This is a genomic window from Streptomyces sp. NBC_01571 (assembly GCF_026339875.1).
Taxonomy (GTDB): Bacteria; Actinomycetota; Actinomycetes; order Streptomycetales; family Streptomycetaceae; genus Streptomyces.
This window is the reverse complement of sequence record NZ_JAPEPZ010000001.1, coordinates 6,935,442-6,954,098: the sequence shown is the minus strand read 5'-3', so window position 1 is coordinate 6,954,098 and position 18,657 is coordinate 6,935,442. Positions and strand designations below refer to the sequence as shown.

11 protein-coding genes are annotated in these 18,657 nt (G+C 71.4%); 5 read left to right on the top strand and 6 right to left on the bottom strand.

Going from position 1 to position 18,657, the window contains the following annotated elements; all coding sequences use genetic code 11:
• Window positions 1-13 precede the first annotated feature (13 nt).
• The gene (gene glgP, locus OHB41_RS31440) at window positions 14-2,632 is read right to left on the bottom strand and encodes an alpha-glucan family phosphorylase (RefSeq protein ID WP_266706276.1); all 2,619 of its coding nucleotides are present in this window, start codon (window positions 2,630-2,632) and stop codon (window positions 14-16) included.
• 385 nt (window positions 2,633-3,017) lie between these two features.
• On the opposite strand from glgP, the gene OHB41_RS31435 reads away from it, so the two are divergent.
• The 5 genes from OHB41_RS31435 (at window position 3,018) to glgB (ending at window position 12,420) form a co-directional block, all read left to right on the top strand.
• Window positions 3,018-4,220 carry a S8 family peptidase gene (locus OHB41_RS31435; RefSeq protein WP_266701452.1) on the top strand — a complete coding sequence of 401 codons (1,203 nt, stop codon included), beginning with the start codon at window positions 3,018-3,020 and terminating at the stop codon, window positions 4,218-4,220.
• 199 nt (window positions 4,221-4,419) lie between these two features.
• Window positions 4,420-6,534, top strand: coding sequence for an alpha-1,4-glucan--maltose-1-phosphate maltosyltransferase (locus OHB41_RS31430; RefSeq protein WP_266701451.1), 2,115 nt, complete (start codon window positions 4,420-4,422; stop codon window positions 6,532-6,534).
• A complete protein-coding gene (gene treS / locus OHB41_RS31425; RefSeq protein WP_266701450.1) occupies window positions 6,531-8,249 on the top strand; it encodes a maltose alpha-D-glucosyltransferase in 1,719 nt (572 codons plus the stop codon). Before OHB41_RS31430 ends, treS begins: the two co-directional genes overlap by 4 nt.
• Before the next feature lie 131 nt (window positions 8,250-8,380).
• Window positions 8,381-9,829 (top strand): maltokinase N-terminal cap-like domain-containing protein, encoded by a 1,449-nt coding sequence (locus OHB41_RS31420; protein WP_266701449.1) that lies wholly within the window; start codon window positions 8,381-8,383, stop codon window positions 9,827-9,829.
• On the top strand, window positions 9,778-12,420 hold the full coding sequence (gene glgB / locus OHB41_RS31415; protein ID WP_526025069.1) for a 1,4-alpha-glucan branching enzyme: 2,643 nt from the start codon (window positions 9,778-9,780) through the stop codon (window positions 12,418-12,420). Before OHB41_RS31420 ends, glgB begins: the two co-directional genes overlap by 52 nt.
• 174 nt (window positions 12,421-12,594) lie before the next feature.
• Here glgB and OHB41_RS31410 read toward each other — a convergent pair whose 3' ends face one another.
• The 5 genes from OHB41_RS31410 to OHB41_RS31390 form a co-directional block, all read right to left on the bottom strand.
• Complete coding sequence (locus OHB41_RS31410; RefSeq protein ID WP_266701447.1) at window positions 12,595-14,817, bottom strand: HelD family protein; 2,223 nt, start codon at window positions 14,815-14,817, stop codon at window positions 12,595-12,597.
• A gap of 194 nt (window positions 14,818-15,011) precedes the next feature.
• Window positions 15,012-15,344, bottom strand: a complete 333-nt coding sequence (locus OHB41_RS31405; RefSeq protein ID WP_323138413.1) for a thioredoxin family protein — start codon at window positions 15,342-15,344, stop codon at window positions 15,012-15,014.
• Window positions 15,341-15,769 (bottom strand): MerR family transcriptional regulator, encoded by a 429-nt coding sequence (locus tag OHB41_RS31400; RefSeq protein ID WP_266701446.1) that lies wholly within the window; start codon window positions 15,767-15,769, stop codon window positions 15,341-15,343. The genes OHB41_RS31405 and OHB41_RS31400 overlap by 4 nt, the downstream gene beginning before the upstream one ends.
• Window positions 15,770-15,823: 54 nt before the next feature.
• Window positions 15,824-16,594, bottom strand: a complete 771-nt coding sequence (locus OHB41_RS31395) for a DUF2127 domain-containing protein (RefSeq protein ID WP_266701445.1) — start codon at window positions 16,592-16,594, stop codon at window positions 15,824-15,826.
• 133 nt (window positions 16,595-16,727) lie between these two features.
• Entirely contained in the window at window positions 16,728-18,518 is a 1,791-nt protein-coding gene (locus OHB41_RS31390) for an MFS transporter (protein ID WP_266701444.1), read from the bottom strand.
• Window positions 18,519-18,657 lie beyond the last annotated feature (139 nt).

Here is an 18,657-nt window from a genome sequence, read left to right as displayed (position 1 = left end):
GGTACGCCCGGACTCAGCGCATCAGGACCCCGGCCGCCTCCCCCACTCCCTCCGCGGGCACCGCCACGACCCCCACCTCGGCGCTCGACGCGAGCAGCCGGTGCGTGGGAAGGATGCGGACCGTGTAGCCGAAGGGTCCCGTGCGGTCGAGCGAGAGCGGACCCTCGTACACCCACCGTCCCTCCGGGTCGGGGCCGCCCGCCGGCTTCAGCGGGACACAGGTCGCGTCCGTGATGCCGTCCTGCGAGTCGACGCGCCCGGAGACCGCCTGCACCTCGACGTCGTCGGGGGCGAGGTCCGCCAGCGCGACCCGCACGCGCAGGGCGAGGGTGGTTCCGAGTTCCGCCGTGGTCGTGGCGGCGGTGGCCTCCACGTGGTCGACCGTGACCCGCGGCCAGGCGGCCCGGACACGGGACTTCCAGGAGGCCAGCTCGCGGGCCGTGTCCGGGGTGAGCGCGCGGTGCGAGCGGGCCGCGGGGGTGTACAGGCGCTCCACGTACTCGCGCACCATCCGTCCGGCCAGGACCTTCGGGCCGAGATGGGTCAGCGTCTGGCGGACCATCTCGATCCAGCGGTCCGGCAGACCGCCCTGGCCCCGCTCGTAGAAGCGGGGGGCGACGCGACGCTCCAGCAGGTCGTACAGCGCCGCCGCCTCCAGGTCGTCGCGCCGGTCGTCGTCGGTCGCCGTGCCGTCCGCGGTCGGGATCGCCCAGCCGAAGTCCGGCCGGAACCACTCGTCCCACCAGCCGTCCAGCACCGAGAGGTTGAGGCAGCCGTTGAGCGCCGCCTTCATCCCGCTCGTCCCGCACGCCTCCAGCGGGCGCAGCGGGTTGTTGAGCCAGATGTCGCAGCCGGGGTAGAGCTTCTGCGCCATCGCCATGCCGTAGTCGGGCAGGAACACGATCCGGTGGCGTACCCGCGGGTCGTCCGCGAAGCGGACCAGTTCCTGCACCAGGCGCTTGCCGCCGTCGTCCGCGGGGTGCGCCTTGCCCGCCACCACGATCTGGACCGGCCGCTCGCCGTGCAGCAGCAGGTCCATCAGCCGGTCCCGGTCCCGCAGCATCAGTGTCAGCCGTTTGTACGAGGGGACACGGCGCGCGAAGCCGATGGTCAGGACGTCGGGGTCCAGCACCCCGTCGATCCAGCCCAGTTCGGCCGTCCCGGCACCGCGCTGGCGCCAGGAGGCGTACAGCCGCTCGCGCACCTCCACCACCAGTTGCTCCCGCAGGACCCGGCGCAGATCCCAGATCTCCTGGTCGGCGATGTCCGCCACCGCGTCCCAGCGGTCCGAGCCGCCGACCGTGAGCGCGTCCTCGGTGCGCTGCGCGCCGATCTGGCGGGCGCCGAGCCTGAAGACCTCCGGCGCGACCCAGGTCGGGGCGTGCACGCCGTTGGTCACCGAGGTGATCGGGACCTCGTCCGGGTCGAATCCCGGCCACAGACCGGAGAACATCTCCCGGCTGACGTGTCCGTGCAGCAGGGAGACGCCGTTCGCGCGCTGTCCCAGCCTGAGACCCATCACCGCCATGTTGAAGAGGTTCGGCTCGCCCCCCGGATAGGTCTCCATGCCGAGGCCGAGGATGCGTTCGACGTCGATGCCCGGGAGTTCGGCGTCGGGACCGAAGTGGTGGGCCACCAGTTCGCGGTCGAAGCGGTCGATCCCGGCCGGGACGGGGGTGTGCGTGGTGAAGACCGTTCCGGCTCGCACCGCCTCCAGCGAGGCGTCGAAGTCGAGTCCGGTCTCGGCGAGTTCGGCGATCCGTTCCAGTCCGAGAAAACCCGCGTGCCCTTCGTTGGTGTGGAACACCTCGGGCTGCGCGTGCCCGGTGAGGCGACAGTACGTCCGTACCGCGCGCACCCCGCCTATGCCGAGCAGCATCTCCTGGAGCAGCCGGTGTTCGCTGCCGCCGCCGTACAGCCGGTCGGTGACGCCGCGCTCGCCGAGGTCGTTCTCCTCCACGTCGGAGTCCAGCATCAGCAGGGGCACCCGGCCGACCTGGGCCAGCCAGATCCGTGCCCGCAGTGCTCGTCCGCCGGGGAGGGCCAGCGCCACCTGGGCGGGGGTGCCGTCGATCTCCCGCAGCGGTACCAGCGGGAGTTCGTTCGGGTCCAGGAGCGGATAGTGCTCCTGCTGCCAGCCGTCCCTCGACAGTGTCTGCCGGAAGTAGCCGTGCCGGTACAGGAGGCCGACCCCGATCAGGGGGACGCCGAGGTCGCTGGCGGCCTTCAGATGGTCGCCGGCGAGGATGCCGAGGCCGCCGGAGTACTGCGGGAGCGCGGCCGTGATGCCGAACTCGGGCGAGAAGTAGGCGATCGCGGCGGGGAGTTCGGACGACTGGGTCTGGTACCAGCGTTCGCCGGTCATGTAGTCGCGCAGGTCGTCGGCGACCGCCGCGAGCCGGCGCAGGAAGCGGCGGTCCTCGGCGAGTTCCGCCAGCCGCCGGGGCGGCACGCCGCCCAGCAGCCGTACGGGGTCGCCGTCCGACGCGGACCAGTGCTCGGGGTCGACGGACTGGAAGAGGTCGCGGGTCTCGGCATGCCAGGACCAGCGCAGGTTGCGCGCCAGGTCGCTGAGCGGGTGGAGGGCTTCGGGCAGTACGGGCCGGACGGTGAATCTGCGGATTGCCTTCACGAGTTCCACCTTCACGAAGGACGTAAGCGGCAGGACGTACGCGGCTGAGGGACGCACGTCCTTGTGCGCCCTTCGTCATCCACGACGTTAGCGGCGAGAGTGCCTCCGCAACTACGGCGCACGGGGGAACTCCGGCGTGGCGGGCCGGGGGCGTCCGGTCCCGGACGTCCCCTTGACAAGGCCCCGGGCGTCACGGTGGGTTCGGCGTGAACTCTCCGCGATCTTCACCTGTGTCCCACGACTGATATGGCCGATTCCGCACTCATGGGCGGCCTTGTGGCACTTCACACCGCACGAGAGGCTGCCAGGTGGCGTGCGGCGGGCCGCGGCCCACACCGGTCGGTCCGGTTCCGCGCACCCCGAGTCGAGGAGGGGAACTCACGTCATGGCACGGACGAGACAGCGGCGTCCGCACGGGGCAGGGGGCCTGGTCGCGTCCGTGACGGCCGCGGTGCTCTCGGCCGTCACGCTGCCCGCGCACGCCGCGTCGGAGGGCCGGCCGGACGGCGTCGGCGCCTCCGGTTCCGTCGGCGGAAGCTACATCGTGACGCTCAAGGAGAGCACCCGGGCTCCGTCGCCCGAGGGAAAGGGCGTCGCCGCGAAGTACGGGGCGGAAATCAGCCATACGTATGGCACCGCGCTCAACGGCTATGCCGTACGGGCCGGTGAACGGCAGGCCCGCCGGCTCGCGGCCGACCGGCGGGTGGCCTCGGTCGTCCAGGACACCCGGGTACGGCTCGACCGGACCGAGAAGAACCCGCCGTCCTGGGGCCTGGACCGGATCGACCAGCCCGGTCTGCCGCTCGACCGGAGTTACGCCGCGCCGGCGTCGGCCGGCGCGGGCGTGACGGTGTACGTCATCGACACCGGCATCCGGATCACGCACCGGGACTTCGGCGGCCGGGCCCGCTACGGCTGGGACTTCGTCGGGAACGACCGGTCGGCGGGCGACGGCAACGGACACGGCACCCATGTCGCGGCCACCGTGGCCGGGACGGCGTACGGCGTCGCCAAGAAGGCCCGGGTCGTCGCCGTCCGGGTGCTCGGCGACGACGGCTCCGGCACCACCGCGCAGGTCATCGCGGGGATCGACTGGGTGACCCGGCACGCGCACAGGCCCGCGGTCGCCAATCTGAGCCTGGGCGGGAAGGCCAACGCCCAACTGGACGCCGTCGTACGCAATTCCATCGCCTCCGGCGTGACCTACGCGGTCGCCGCGGGCAATGGCGGACAACCGGCCAATCTGTACTCCCCCGCCCGCGTCGCGCAGGCCCTCACCGTCGGCGCCGTCGACCGGACCGACACCCGGGCGCGGTTCTCCGACTACGGCGCCTCGCTGGACCTCTTCGCACCCGGCGTGGCGATCACCTCCGCGTCGTACCGGAGCGACATCGGGAAGGCGACCCTCTCCGGTACGTCGATGGCGAGTCCGCACGTCGCGGGCGCGGCGGCGCTCTATCTGGCCGACCACCGCCGGGCGACACCGGACCAGGTGGGCAGGGCACTCGTACGGCGCGCGGCGTCCGGGAGGGTCGCCGGCGCGGGGGCGGGTTCGCCGAACAGGCTGCTGCGGGCCGGCGGTCCCTGAAGACCCGCCGGGGGGACGGGAACCGGCCCCGTCCGCGCGGGACGAGGCCGGTCCTGTACGCAGACATACGCGTAAGGAGTTAACAAAGCGCCGGATTGCCCACCCGAATAGGGTGGGAAGGCTCCTGCGGTACAGCCCGCAGGCCCCACCTCCCCACACCCTCATCCGCCCACCCACGTTGACGCGGACAGGAGCGGTCATGCCCGCCACGCACCACACGTCGCCACCCCCGACGACCACCTCCGACACATCCCCCCCACGCGCGGCCGACGCCGCTCCCGGCACACCGGAGAAACCCTCCGCGGACCCCCGCGGCGGCGTCGGACGCATCCCCGTCCTCGACGTACGTCCCCTCGTCCTCCAGGGCCGCCGCCCGGCCAAGGCGGTGGTCGGCGAGGCCTTCGAGATCTCCGCGACCGTGTTCCGCGAGGGCCACGACGCGGTCGCCGCGAACGTCGTCCTGAAGGATCCGCAGGGCCGCCCCGGCCCCTGGGCCCCGATGCGTGAACTCGCCCCCGGCACCGACCGCTGGGGCGCCACGGTCTCGGCGGGCAGGACGGGCCGCTGGACGTACACCGTGGAGGCGTGGAGCGATCCGGTCTCCACCTGGCGCCACCACGCGGGGATCAAGGTCCCGGCCGGCATCGACACGGAACTGGTCCTGGAGGAGGGCGCACGGCTGTACGAACAGGCGGCCGCCGGTGTGCCCGTGAGCCGGGGAAGGGACGCCGTGCTCGCCGCCGCGGACGCGCTGCGCGACGCGGACCGGCCGGCCGCGGCCCGTCTCGCCGCCGCCCGCACCCCGGAGGTGGACCGGCTCCTCGCCCGTCACCCGCTGCGCGAACTCGTCACGTCCTCGGAGCCGTTGCCCCTGCTCGTGGAGCGCGAGCGGGCCCTGTTCGGCTCCTGGTACGAGTTCTTCCCGCGGTCGGAGAGCGGCCGGCTGGACCCGCCGGTGCACGGCACGTTCCGTACCGCCGCCGAACGCCTGCCCGCCATCGCGCGGATGGGCTTCGACGTCGTCTACCTGCCGCCGATCCATCCCATCGGCACCACGCACCGCAAGGGCCCCGACAACACCCTCTCCGCGGGTCCGTACGACGTGGGCGTGCCGTGGGCGATCGGCTCACCGGAGGGCGGGCACGACGCGGTCCACCCGGATCTCGGCACCATCGACGACTTCGACGCGTTCGTACGCCGGGCGGAGCGCGAGGGCCTGGAGATCGCCCTCGACTTCGCGCTCCAGTGCTCCCCCGACCACCCGTGGGTGGAGAAGCACCCGGAGTGGTTCCACCACCGCGCCGACGGCACGATCGCGTACGCGGAGAACCCGCCGAAGAAGTACCAGGACATCTACCCGATCGCCTTCGACGAGGACATGCCGGGGCTGGTCCGGGAGACGCTGCGGGTGCTGCGGCACTGGATGGACCACGGGGTCCGGATCTTCCGCGTGGACAACCCGCACACCAAGCCGGTGGTCTTCTGGGAGCAGGTCATCGCCGAGATCAACCGCACCGACCCGGACGTGATCTTCCTGGCCGAGGCGTTCACCCGGCCCGCGATGATGCGCACGCTCGGGGCGATCGGCTTCCAGCAGTCGTACACGTACTTCACCTGGCGCAACACCAAGGAGGAGCTGACCGACTACCTCACCGAGCTGTCGGGCGAGGCCGCCGCGTCCATGCGGCCCAACTTCTTCGTCAACACCCCGGACATCCTGCACGAGTTCCTCCAGCTCGGCGGGCGCCCGGCCTTCGAGCTGCGGGCGGTGCTCGCCGCGACGCTGTCACCGACCTGGGGCGTCTACAGCGGTTTCGAGCTGTGCGAGGGCACACCGCTGCGGAAGGGGAGCGAAGAATACCTGAACTCCGAGAAGTACCAACTGCGTCCGCGTGACTGGGAGTCCGCGGAGCGTGACGGACGTAGCATCGCGCCGTTGCTGGGCGCGCTCAACGCGATCAGGCGGCGTAGCCCGGCATTGCGGCAGTTGCGCGACCTGCACTTCCACCACACGGACAAGGAGGCGGTGATCGCCTACTCGAAGTCCGTCACGGACGCCCGCGGATCGAACACGGTTGTGGTCGTGGTCAACCTCGACCCCCACCACACCCAGGAGGCCACGGTCTCGTTGGACATGCCGCAACTCGGCCTGGACTGGCACGAGTCCGTGCCGGTGCGCGACGAGCTCACCGGCGAGACCTACCACTGGGGCAGGGCCAACTATGTGCGTCTCGAGCCAGGGCACAGGCCCGCGCACATTCTCACCGTCCTGCGACCGTCCTCACCGCAGATCGGAGGGTCACCCACCATATGATCATCAACGAGCCCGTACCGGACACCTTCGAGGACACTCCGGCCAAGGACCGCGACCCCGAATGGTTCAAACGCGCCGTCTTCTACGAGGTCCTGGTCCGCTCCTTCCAGGACAGCAACGGCGACGGCGTCGGTGACCTCAAGGGCCTCACCGCGAAACTCGACTACCTCCAATGGCTCGGCGTCGACTGCCTCTGGCTGCCCCCGTTCTTCAAGTCCCCCCTGCGGGACGGCGGCTACGACGTCTCCGACTACACCGCCGTGCTGCCCGAGTTCGGCGACCTCGCCGACTTCGTCGAGTTCGTCGACGCCGCCCACCAGCGCGGCATGCGGGTCATCATCGACTTCGTCATGAACCACACCAGCGACCAGCACCCGTGGTTCCAGGAGTCCCGCTCGAACCCCGACGGCCCCTACGGCGACTACTACGTCTGGGCCGACGACGACAAGCAGTACCAGGACGCCCGGATCATCTTCGTCGACACCGAGGCCTCCAACTGGACCTTCGACCCGGTCCGCAAGCAGTACTACTGGCACCGCTTCTTCTCCCACCAGCCCGACCTCAACTACGAGAACCCGGCCGTCCAGGAGGAGATCGTCTCCGCGCTGCGGTTCTGGCTCGACCTGGGGATCGACGGCTTCCGGCTGGACGCGGTCCCGTACCTGTACCAGGTCGAGGGGACCAACTGCGAGAACCTCCCGGCGACCCACGAGTTCCTGAAGCGGGTGCGCAAGGAGATCGACACGCACTACCCGGACACGGTGCTGCTGGCCGAGGCGAACCAGTGGCCCGAGGACGTCGTCGACTACTTCGGCGACTTCCCCTCCGGCGGCGACGAGTGCCACATGGCCTTCCACTTCCCCGTCATGCCCCGCATCTTCATGGCCGTCCGCCGCGAGTCCCGCTACCCCGTCTCCGAAATCCTCGCGAAGACCCCCGCGATCCCGAACAACTGCCAGTGGGGCATCTTCCTGCGCAACCACGACGAGCTCACCCTCGAAATGGTCACCGACGAGGAACGCGACTACATGTACGCGGAATACGCCAAGGACCCGCGCATGCGCGCCAACATCGGCATCCGCCGCAGGCTCGCCCCCCTGCTCGACAACGACCGCAACCAGATCGAGCTGTTCACCGCCCTGCTGCTGTCCCTGCCCGGCAGCCCGATCCTCTACTACGGGGACGAGATCGGCATGGGCGACAACATCTGGCTCGGCGACCGCGACGCCGTCCGCACCCCCATGCAATGGACCCCCGACCGCAACGCCGGCTTCTCCTCCAGCGACCCCGGCCGCCTCTTCCTCCCCACGATCATGGACCCCGTCTACGGCTACCAGGTCACCAACGTCGAAGCCTCCATGTCCTCACCCTCGTCACTGCTGCACTGGACCCGCCGCATGATCGAGATCCGCAAACAGAACAAGGCCTTCGGCCTCGGCAGCTACACCGAACTCCCCTCCTCCAACCCCGCCGTCCTCGCCTTCCTGCGGGAAGCCCCCTCGACCGAGGACGAGGGCGACGATCTGGTCCTGTGCGTGCACAACTTCTCCCGCTTCGCCCAGCCCACCGAACTCGACCTGCGGGCCTTCAACGACCGCCACCCCGTCGAGCTCATCGGCGGAGTCCGCTTCCCCGCCATCGGTGAACTCCCCTACCTGCTCACCCTCGCAGGCCACGGCTTCTACTGGTTCCGGCTTCGCAAGGACGCCGTGTAGAACCGGGGCGGGGCGGTTTCCCCCGTCCCGCCCGGGGCACCCATCAGTAACACCCCCGACTCGCCCGGACTCCGGGTCCCTGGGTCCTTGGGTCTCCGGTCCCCCGGTCCCTGGGGAAAGGACGCGACGCCATGTCGGAAGCCGCCACGCACCCTGCCACGGAACCCGTCGCACGCCCCGAGCTGCTCGCTTCGCTCGACCCGCTGCTGCGGGAGTGGCTGCCACGCCAGCGCTGGTTCGCGGGCAAGGGACGTCCGGTCACCGGTTTCTCCCTGGTGACGGCCAACGAGTTACTGCCGACGTCCGGTCAGCTGGGTCTGCTCCACCTCCTGATACGGGCCCACCAGCCGGCCACCCCGGCTCAGGGGGCCACCGCCCAGCAGGGCGACTGCTACCAGTTGCTGATCGGCATACGCGAGGCCCTGCCGCCTCGGCTCGCGCCCGCACTGATCGGGCATGTGGAGGAGGGGCCACTGGCCGGGCACACCGTCTACGAGGCACTGCACGACCCTCGCCCCGCCGACGTGCTCCTCGAAGCGCTGCGCACCCAAGCCCGGGTCGGCGAGCTGCGTTTCGAGCGCGACCACCGCCGGCGGATCCGGAGCGGTCTGGCGCCCCGGCTGGTGACGTCCGAGCAGTCCAACTCCTCGCTCGTCTATGGAGATACGTTCATTCTCAAGCTGTTGCGCCGCGTCGTGCCGGGCGTCAACCCGGACCTGGAGCTGCCGCGCGTGCTCGCGCGGGAGGGCTGCCCGCGGGTTCCGGCACCCGCGGCGTGGATGACGGCGGACATCAGTGACGTCCAGAATCCGGCGGGCGGCGAGACATACGTCCTCGGTGTGCTGCAGCCCTTCGTCCGGGGCGCGACGGACGGCTGGGAGCTGGCGCTGCACGGGCTGGCCAAGGGCGAGGACTTCGGCGGCGAGGCGCGGGCGCTGGGCCGGGCCACCGCAGAGGTGCACACGGCGCTCGCCCGCGCGCTGCCCACGAGCACACTCGGGCACGTACAGATGGAGCTGCTGGTCGAGGGCATGACCGAACGACTGGCCGCGGCGGCCCAGGCGGTGCCCGCGCTGCGCCCGTACGCTCCCGGTCTGCGGACCGCCTTCGAGGCGCTGGCGGACCTGGCCGCCGAGGGACGGACCTGGACCGCACAGCGCGTCCACGGGGATCTGCACCTCGGCCAGTGCCTGCGTTCGCCCACCGGAGAGTGGTCGCTCATAGACTTCGAGGGCGAGCCGTCGAAGCCGCTGGCCGAGCGCCGTATGCCGCAGCCGCCGCTGCGGGACGTGGCCGGGATGCTCCGCTCCTTCGACTACGCGGCCCGCTCGAATCCCCGGACTCCCGGCGCCGCCCCGGCCCCCGCCCCGACCGTGTCCGAGTGGGCCGACACCTGCCGGGCCGCCTACTGCGCCGGTTACGCGGAGGTCGCCGGGTACGACCCGCGCACCGATCCCGTCCTGCTGCGCGCCTACGAGACGGACAAAGCGGTCTACGAAGTCCTCTACGAGGCCCGGCACCGGCCCGACTGGCTGCCGGTGCCCCTGGCGGCGGTGGGCCGGCTCGCCGCATCCCCCTGACGTTTCCCGCTCACCCCGCCGAGGAGGCCCTGCCCGTGACGCCCCGCCCCCCGTCCGACGACAGTCCGAAGAAGAACGGTGCCAAGAAGCCGGCCACCGGCAAGAAGGCGGCGGTCCAGAAGACTGCGGCCCAGCAGACGGAGGCCGGGAAGGCGGCCGAGGGAAAACCTGCGGCCAAGGCCCCCGAGAGGTCCGCCGGCAAGAAGCCCGCCGGGAGCAAAGGCACGAAGTCCGCCAAGAAGGCTCCCGGGCCGACCGCCGCCGGCGGGCCCCCGGCACCCGCCGGGGCCACTCCGGCACCCGTCGACAACCCTCCCGCCGCCACCGGCACCGCCGCCGACCACCTGGCCGACCCTCCGACGCCTTACGTCGGTTCGCCTCCCCGCACCGACGCCGTTCCCGTCTTCGCCGGTCTCGGCCCCGGCGACCGGGAGCGGTTGCTCTCCGGTACCCACCACGATCCGCACGGGGTCCTGGGCGCCCATCCGGTGCCGGGCGGAGTGGCGTTCCTGGCCTTCCGGCCGTACGCCCTGGGCGTGACCGTCGTGACGGACGACCTGCGGGCCGAACTGCACGACGACGGGGACGGCTTCTTCTCCGCCGTGCTGCCGTTGCGCGCGGTCCCGGACGCGTACCGGCTGCTCGTGGCGTACGAGGGGACGGTCCAGGACACCGAGGACGCGTACCGTTTCCTGCCCTCGCTCGGCGACCTCGACCTCCATCTGCTGGGCGAGGGCCGCCACGAACAGCTCTGGCAGGCCCTGGGCGCCGAGCCGATGGTGCACCAGGGCGTGGCCGGCACCCGCTTCACGGTGTGGGCGCCGAACGCGCGCGGGGTCCGGCTCGCGGGCACCTTCAACTTCTGGGACGGCTCGGGGTATCCGATGCGCTCGCTCGGCTCCACGGGCGTCTGGGAGCTGTTCGTGCCCGGCATCGGCGAGGGCGAGCTCTACAAGTTCGAGATCACCCGCCCCGACGGCTCCCGTACTCTGCGCGCCGACCCGATGGCCCGCCGCACCGAGGTCCCGCCGCGCACGTCGTCGATCGTCCACACCTCGCACCACACCTGGCACGACGAGGAGTGGATGGAGGGACGCGGGAAGCGTCCCGCTCATGAGGCGCCGTTCTCCGTCTACGAAGTGCATCTCCCGTCCTGGCGACCAGGCCTGACCTATCGTCAGCTCGCACAGCAACTCCCCGCCTACGTCTCCGACCTCGGCTTCACCCACGTCGAACTCATGCCCGTCGCCGAACACCCCTTCGGCGGCTCCTGGGGATACCAGGTCACCGGCTTCTACGCCCCCACCGCCCGCCTCGGCACCCCCGACGACTTCAAACACCTCGTCGACGCCCTCCACCAGGCCGGCATCGGCGTCCTCATGGACTGGGTCCCCGCCCACTTCCCCCGCGACGAATGGGCCCTCGCCGAATTCGACGGACGCCCCCTCTACGAACACGCCGACCCCCGACGCGCCGCCCACCCCGACTGGGGCACCCTCGAATTCGACTTCGGACGCCGCGAAGTCCGCAACTTCCTCGTCGCCAACGCCGTCTACTGGTGCCAGGAATTCCACATCGACGGACTCCGCGTCGACGCCGTCGCCTCCATGCTCTACCTCGACTACTCCCGCCAACCCGGCCAGTGGACACCCAACGAACACGGCGGCCGCGAGAACCTCGACGCCGTCGCCTTCCTCCAGGAGATGAACGCCACCGTCTACCGCCGCAACCCCGGCGTCGTCACCATCGCCGAGGAATCCACCGCCTGGGACGGCGTCACCCGGGCCACCCACCACTCCGGCCCCGGCGGCTTCGGCGGACTCGGGTTCGGACTGAAGTGGAACATGGGATGGATGCACGACTCGCTGGACTACGTCCAGCACGAGCCGGTGCACCGCAAGTACCACCACCACGAGATGACGTTCTCCATGGTCTACGCCTACAGCGAGAACTACGTCCTGCCCATCTCCCACGACGAGGTCGTCCACGGCAAGAAGTCGCTCGTCTCCAAGATGCCGGGCGACTGGTGGCAGCAACGCGCCACCACCCGCGCCTACCTCGGCTTCATGTGGGCCCACCCCGGCAAGCAACTCCTCTTCATGGGACAGGAGTTCGCCCAGGGAGCCGAATGGTCCGAGACCCACGGACCCGACTGGTGGCTCCTCGACCCCGCCTATCCCGCGGAGGCCGACCACCGGGGCGTCCGTGACCTGGTCCGCGATCTCAACACCGTCTACCGCCGGACGCCGGCGCTCTGGGAGCAGGACACCGACCCGTCCGGCTTCCAGTGGGTGGTCGGCGACGCCGCGGAGGACAACGTCTTCGCCTTCCTGCGTCTCGACGCCGAGGGCACCCCGCTGCTCGCGGTCTCCAACCTCTCCCCCGTCGTCCGGCACGCCTACCGTCTCGGCGTCCCCGACTCCGTCCCCGCCTGGCAGGAGACCCTCAACACCGACAGCGCACGGTACGGCGGAAGCGACGTCACCAACCCGGACGTCGTCAAGCCGGAACTCCAGGCCTGGCACGGCCGCCCGGCCAGCATCCGTCTGACGCTGCCACCGCTGGCGACGGTCTGGCTCCGACCGGCCTGAGGCCGCCCGGCATCCGGTGCGGCGCTCCGGAGCACACCCGGAGCCGCCCGCCCGGCCCGGCCCTCCGGTCTCCGCTCCCGCTGGGGGGCGGGACCGGAGACCGGAGGGCTCCGTCGTGCGCGGCTGCCGCCCGGGGCGCGACCGCGGTACGAAGTAGCCGCGTGCCCGCCGTGCCTACCCGAACGCCTCGGCCAGCGCCTCGGGCAGTTCCCCGGTGTGCAGGACGCCCAGCCGCTGCGTGGCCCGGGTCAGTGCCACGTACAGGTCGCTCGTGCCGTACCGTCCCGGCTCCACCACCAGCACGGAGTCGAACTCCAGGCCCTTTGACTGGCGGGGGTCGAGCAGGACGACCGTCCGGGTCAGGTCGGGCTCTCCGCCCGCCGTCACGCCGTCCAGCCGAGCGGCCAGGTCCGGGTGCAGGTCGCGCGGGGCGATGACCGCGAGGCGGCCCTCCGCCGGGGTCAGTTCCGCCACCGCCTTCGCCACCGCGCCGGGCAGGTCGTCGGTCGCGCGGGCCCACGGGCGCACGCCCGTCGTCCGCACCGAGCTCGGCGGTTCGAAGCCGGGGTGCTCCGCACGGACCACCGCCGCCGCCACCTCCATGATCTCCGACGGGGTGCGGTAGTTGACGGCGAGCCGGGTGTGCTCCCAGCGGTCCTCGACATAGGGGGCGAGGATCCGCTCCCACGACCCGACCCCGGCCGCCTCGGCGGTCTGCGCCGGGTCGCCGACCAGCGTCATCGACCGGGTGGGACTGCGGCGCATCAGCAGCCGCCAGGCCATCGGCGAGAGCTCCTGTGCCTCGTCGACGATGATGTGGCCGAACGCCCAGGTCCGGTCGGCCGCCGCCCGCTCGGCGGCGCTGCGGTGGTCCTCCTCCTCGTGCCGCTCGGCCATCCGCTCGGCGTCGATGATGTTGTGGGCGGACAGGACCTCGGAGTCCTCCTCGTCCTTGTCCTCGAACTCGTACGTACGGGAGGCGTAGGACACGTCGAGCACGCCCTGCGCGTAGGCGACCTGGGCGCGGCGCTCCTGGTCGGCCAGGGCCCGCGCGACCCGGTCGTCCTCGCCCAGCAGTTCGGCGGCCTCGTCGAGAAGGGGGACGTCGGCGACGGTCCACGCACCGGTGAGCGGACGGCGGATCGCCTCCGCGTCCTCCTCGCCGACGTAGCCCTCGGGCTCGGCGAGGAAGTCGGCGACCAGCCGCTGCGGGGTCAGCCGCGGCCACAGCTGGTCGATGGCCGACCAGACCTCGGGGTTCTCGGCGAGGTCGTCACGGATCTGGGTGATGTCGCTCGGGTCCAGCAGGTTCGACCCGTCGAAGGGGTCGGTGCCGATGCGTTCGGCGAGCATGTCGGTGAGCGTGTTGAGGATGTGGCCCTCGAAGTACTCGCGGGCCACGTTGTGCGGCAGACCGGCCTCGCGGGTGCGGTCGCGGGCGACCCGCACGAGCCCGGCGTCGAGCATCAGGATGTCGCGGTCGTGCTCGATCGCGATCACCGGGTCGGGCAGCGCCTGACGGTCGCGGACCACCGAGACCAGCACCTCGGCCATGTCGGCGCGGCCCTTGACCGCCGCGGCCCGCGGGGTGTCGGCGGCCGTGGCCTTCACGCCGGGGAACAGTTCGCCGACGGTCGCGAGCAGCACGCCCGTCTCGCCGAGCGAGGGCAGCACCTCGCCGATGTAGCCGAGGAACGCCGGGTTCGGGCCGACGATCAGGACGGCGCGCTTGGCCAGCAGCTCCCGGTACTCGTACAGCAGGAACGCGGCCCGGTGCAGCGCGACGGCCGTCTTGCCGGTGCCGGGGCCGCCCTCCACCACCAGTACGCCCCGGTGCGGGGCGCGGATGATGCGGTCCTGCTCGGCCTGGATGGTCTGCACGATGTCGCTCATGCGGCCGGTGCGCGCCGAGTTGAGCGCGGCGAGCAGGACGGCGTCGCCGGTCGGGTCCTCGTGGCCGGTGCGCCGGTGGTCGCCGAGGTCGAGGATCTCGTCGTGCACGTCGGTCACCCGCCGGCCCTCGGTACTGATGTGCCGGCGGCGGCGCAGGTCCATCGGGGTGTGCCCGGTGGCGAGGTAGAAGGGGCGGGCGACCGGGGCCCGCCAGTCGATGAGGATGGGGGTGTGCTCGGCGTCGTCGGCGCGGACACCGATACGGCCGATGTGGTGGCTGACGCCGGTGGTGAGGTCGATCCGGCCGAAGCAGAGCGAGCCGTCCACGGCGTTCAGCGCGGCCAGCAGCCCCGAGCGCTCGGCGACGAGCACATCGCGTTCGAGCCTGGCCTGCATGGGCGTGTTGCCCTGCGCGAGCGCGTCGCCGACGGAGGCCTCGGTGTCGCCCCGCAGCACGTCGACGCGCGCGTACAGCCCGTCGATGAATTCCTGCTCCTGCTGCAATTCAGCATCGGGAAATTCTGCGTTTGAGCCCCTGTTTGACAATTCCGCTCCCGCCCGGATATACTGTGGCCAGTGAACTTCTCCACGACTTGATGCATTCAAGTCGCGAACCATCCAATATACGCAAGGAAAACCCCCGGGTGCAATTTCCCCGGGGGTTTTCCTTTGTACCGGCCGCGCCCGACGCGCCCCGCTCAGAGCACGTCGGACAGCTCCTCCCGCAGCCGCCTCCTGGGCCGGGCGCCCACCATCGACTTCACCGGCTCACCGCCGCGGAACACCATGAACGTGGGCATCGACAGCACCCGGTAGGCGTTGGTCGTCTCCGGATTCGTGTCGACGTCCAGCTGGACGACCTTGAGCCGCCCCTCCTCCTCGGCCGCGAGAGCGCTCAGCACCGGCCCCATCTGCCGGCACGGCGGACACCAGTCGGCGGTGAACTCCACCAGCACGGGAAGCTCCGCGCCGATCACCTCCGCCTCGAAGTCCGCGTCCGTCACCGAGGCCACGCCCGTCAGATCGATCACCGTGTCCGCCCTCCCAGTTCGCACACCGGCTCCGGACCCCCCGGAACCGCCGCGTCGGCGGCCAGCTCGTCGCGGGCCCGCTCGGCCCGCGCCAGCTGCGTGCCGACCTCGCTCCGCACCGCCCGCAACTCACCGATCAGCGCATCGAGTTCACCCAGCTTGCGGCGGTAGACCGCGAGCGAGGCGGGACAGGAGTCCCCCTCCGGATGCCCGGCGCGCAGGCACTCCACGAACGGCCGCGTCTCCTCCAGGTCGAACCCGAAGTCCTGCAGCGTCCTGATCTGCCGCAGCAGCTTCAGGTCGTCCTCGTCGTAGGTGCGGTAGCCGTTGCCGGCGCGCCGCGCGGGCAGCAGCCCCCGCGACTCGTAGTACCGCAGCGTGCGCGTGGTGGTCCCGGCCCTCGTCGCCAGCTCGCCGATTCGCATGTCCCGAACGTAGTCCTTGACGTCGGCGTCAGGGCAAGGCCGGTGCCGGCGTGGTCAGGCGTGGGCCGCCACGCCCGCCGACTCCTCGACCTCCAGCAGCGACGCGCTCTGCCGCTCCTCCTCGAACGCCGCGCGTCCGCCGCGCAGCCCGAAGAGCCGTTTGGCGAGGGCGATGTAGAGGACGGCGAGGATGTTCAGGACCAGGGTGGCGATCTTCAGCCAGCTGACGTGCTCGGTGAGCTCGTAGACCTCCAGGGGCAGGAAGGCGGCGGTGGCGACCACCGTCAGGTACTCCGCCCAGCGCTTCGCGTACCAGAGGCCGCCCGCCTCGACGAGTTCGATCAGCGCGTACGCCAGGAGCAGCGCGGCCACCAGGAGCAGCGTGGAGTGCTTGTAGCCGAAGGACTTCTGGATGGTGCCGACGACCGGCGAGTGGTCGAGGTCGTAGTGGAAGTGCCTGAAGACCGGCCGGAAGACGTTCAGGTACTCGTCGAAGAGGCGGCGTACGGAGTCCTGGCTGTTGCTGAACCTCCACACCGCGGCTGCGACCAGCACGATGAACACCCCGCGCACGGCCCGTTCGATCGCCAGGAAGCGCAGGATGAACAGATCCCGCAGCACCTTGCCGCGCGGCACGAGCGGCGCGTCCTCCGCGGGCCCCGAGCCGTGCGGTTCGCCGAGCACGAAGTCGCCGCAGCGCAGACAGCGCCAGGCCTCGCCGAGGCTGGTCCCGGCGCGCAGGCGGTCCCGCAGCCCCGGTTCGTCCGGCGCGTACGTCGCATGGCCGCGACGCGCGCACGTCCGCCGGTCCCAGTCGATCTTCATACTCCGTGCCCTCCGCAGAACATGCAGAACATCACGTGCCGTGCCGGTAGGTCCGGCACGGCACGGTAGTGCATGTTCTACGAGACGGGGGCCCGGGGGGTCACGGTTCCGGGAACACCGTCGTGGGTCACGGTCAGCGCGCCGCGGCACTCTCCTCGGACGCGGACGTCGCCTCGGACTCGCCCTTCGTCTCCGACACGGACTTGGCCTCGGACACGGACTCCGTCTCGGCGTCCCCCGCGTCCCCGACGACCTCCGTGTCCCGGGCGTCCACCTCGTCCGCCCGCGTCCGCGCCGTGCGCTCCTTCCACGGCAGCAGCACCGCCACCAGCACCGTCCCCACGCCCAGGATCACCGCGCCGATCAGGCTGGTGTGCGCCACCGCGTCCGAGAAGGATGAGCCGACCGCGTCCGCCATCTGCCGGGCCCCGTGGGCGAGTTGGTCGGACTGCGCCTTCAGTTGCCCGGCCTTCCCGGTGTCCCCCGCGTGTCCGGCCCGTGCGGCCTGCTCGCCGAGCTGCCGGGCCTTGTCACCGATGCCCTGGGCGACCGCGTAGCCCGCGCCGACCGAGTCCTGGGCCGTGGCCAGCGCGTCCGCCGGGAGCTTGCCGCCCCTGGTCGCGTCCGAGAGGTGCGAGGAGTACGAACTCGCCAGCACCGAGCCGAGGAGGGCGATGCCGAGCGAGCCGCCGAGCTCCAGCGACGTGTCGTTGACCGCGCCGCCGACACCGAGTTCGGACTCGGGGAACGCGCCCATGATGGCGTCCGTGCACGGCGAGAGCGCGAGTCCGATGGCGAGACCGAGCATGACGAGAGGGAGGACGAAGTCGCCGTACGACGATGCCGCGTCCACCCGGGTGAGCAGCGCGAGCGCCGCCGTACCGCCGACCATGCCCGCGGTCACCGTGATCCTCATGCCGACGCGCGGGGTGAGGTAACCGGTGAGCGCCGAGCCGGCGAAGACGGCCCCGGCGAGCGGCAGCATCCGCACGCCGGTGTCCAGCGCGTCGTATCCGAGCACGAACTGCAGGTGCTGGGTGAGGTAGTAGAAGGCGCCGAAGACGGCCAGGAAGAAGAGCGCGACGGCGAGGTTCGAACCGGCGAACCGGCGCTGGGCGAACCGGCGTACGTCGACGACCGGGCGCGGGTGGCGCAGCTCCCACACCACGAAGGCCACCAGTCCGAGCCCCGCGACGACCGCTGCCGTGACGGCCCGGACGCCCCATCCGAAGTGCGGCCCCTCGATGATCATGTAGACCAGCGAGCCGATCCAGACGACCGACAGCAGACCGCCGACGTGGTCGACGCGGTGCTGGTGCGCGGCCCTGGAGGGCGGTACGAGGACGAGGGCGCCGATGATCGCGACGGCGGCGATCGGCACGTTGATCAGGAAGGTGGCGGACCAGCCGTGGTGCTGCAGCAGCGCGCCCGCGACCAGGGGTCCCGCCGCGATCGCGAGTCCGGCCGTGGCGGTCCACAGGGTGATCGCCTTCGCGCGTTCCGCGCGCGGGAAGGTCGCGGCGAGCAGGGAGAGCGTCGCGGGCATGATCAGCGCGGCGCCGACCCCCATCACGGCACGGGCCGCGATGACCCCGGCGGAACTGTCCACGAGCGAACCCGCCACCGCGCCGCCGCCGAAGACCACCAGCCCCAGCACGAGCGCGCCGCGCCGGCTGTACTTGTCGCCGATCGCGCCGAGCAGCAGCATCAGCGCGGCGTACGGGACGGTGTAACCGTCGATGACCCACTGCAGGTCGGCGCTGGACAGGCCGAGGTCCCGGGTCATGTCGGGGGCCGCGACGGTGAGGGCGGTGTTCGCCATCACGATGATCAGCAGGCTCAGGCAGAGCACCAGCAGCGCCCACCAGCGCCGGGCGTAGGGCCGGTCCGTCCGCTCGACCGGTTCGTTGACGACGAGACGCATGGGTACGGCCGCCCTCTCCTCACTCGATTTGCACACTGCCGTGTAATTGCACGACAGTGTGCAATGTACGGCGATGCACAGCACTGTGCAAATCGATCGGACGGAGCCCGCTGCGCAGGAGCGGCCGAGCACCGCGCGG

What these genes read in the sequence shown, in the direction of transcription:
- OHB41_RS31395 (WP_266701445.1), bottom strand. Translation starts at nt 16,594, where the DNA reads ATGAAGATCGACTGGGACCGGCGGACGTGCGCGCGTCGCGGCCATGCG.
- OHB41_RS31430 (WP_266701451.1), top strand. Translation starts at nt 4,420, where the DNA reads ATGCCCGCCACGCACCACACGTCGCCACCCCCGACGACCACCTCCGAC.
- OHB41_RS31435 (WP_266701452.1), top strand. Translation starts at nt 3,018, where the DNA reads ATGGCACGGACGAGACAGCGGCGTCCGCACGGGGCAGGGGGCCTGGTC.
- OHB41_RS31390 (WP_266701444.1), bottom strand. Translation starts at nt 18,518, where the DNA reads ATGCGTCTCGTCGTCAACGAACCGGTCGAGCGGACGGACCGGCCCTAC.
- OHB41_RS31420 (WP_266701449.1), top strand. Translation starts at nt 8,381, where the DNA reads ATGTCGGAAGCCGCCACGCACCCTGCCACGGAACCCGTCGCACGCCCC.
- treS (WP_266701450.1), top strand. Translation starts at nt 6,531, where the DNA reads ATGATCATCAACGAGCCCGTACCGGACACCTTCGAGGACACTCCGGCC.
- OHB41_RS31400 (WP_266701446.1), bottom strand. Translation starts at nt 15,769, where the DNA reads ATGCGAATCGGCGAGCTGGCGACGAGGGCCGGGACCACCACGCGCACG.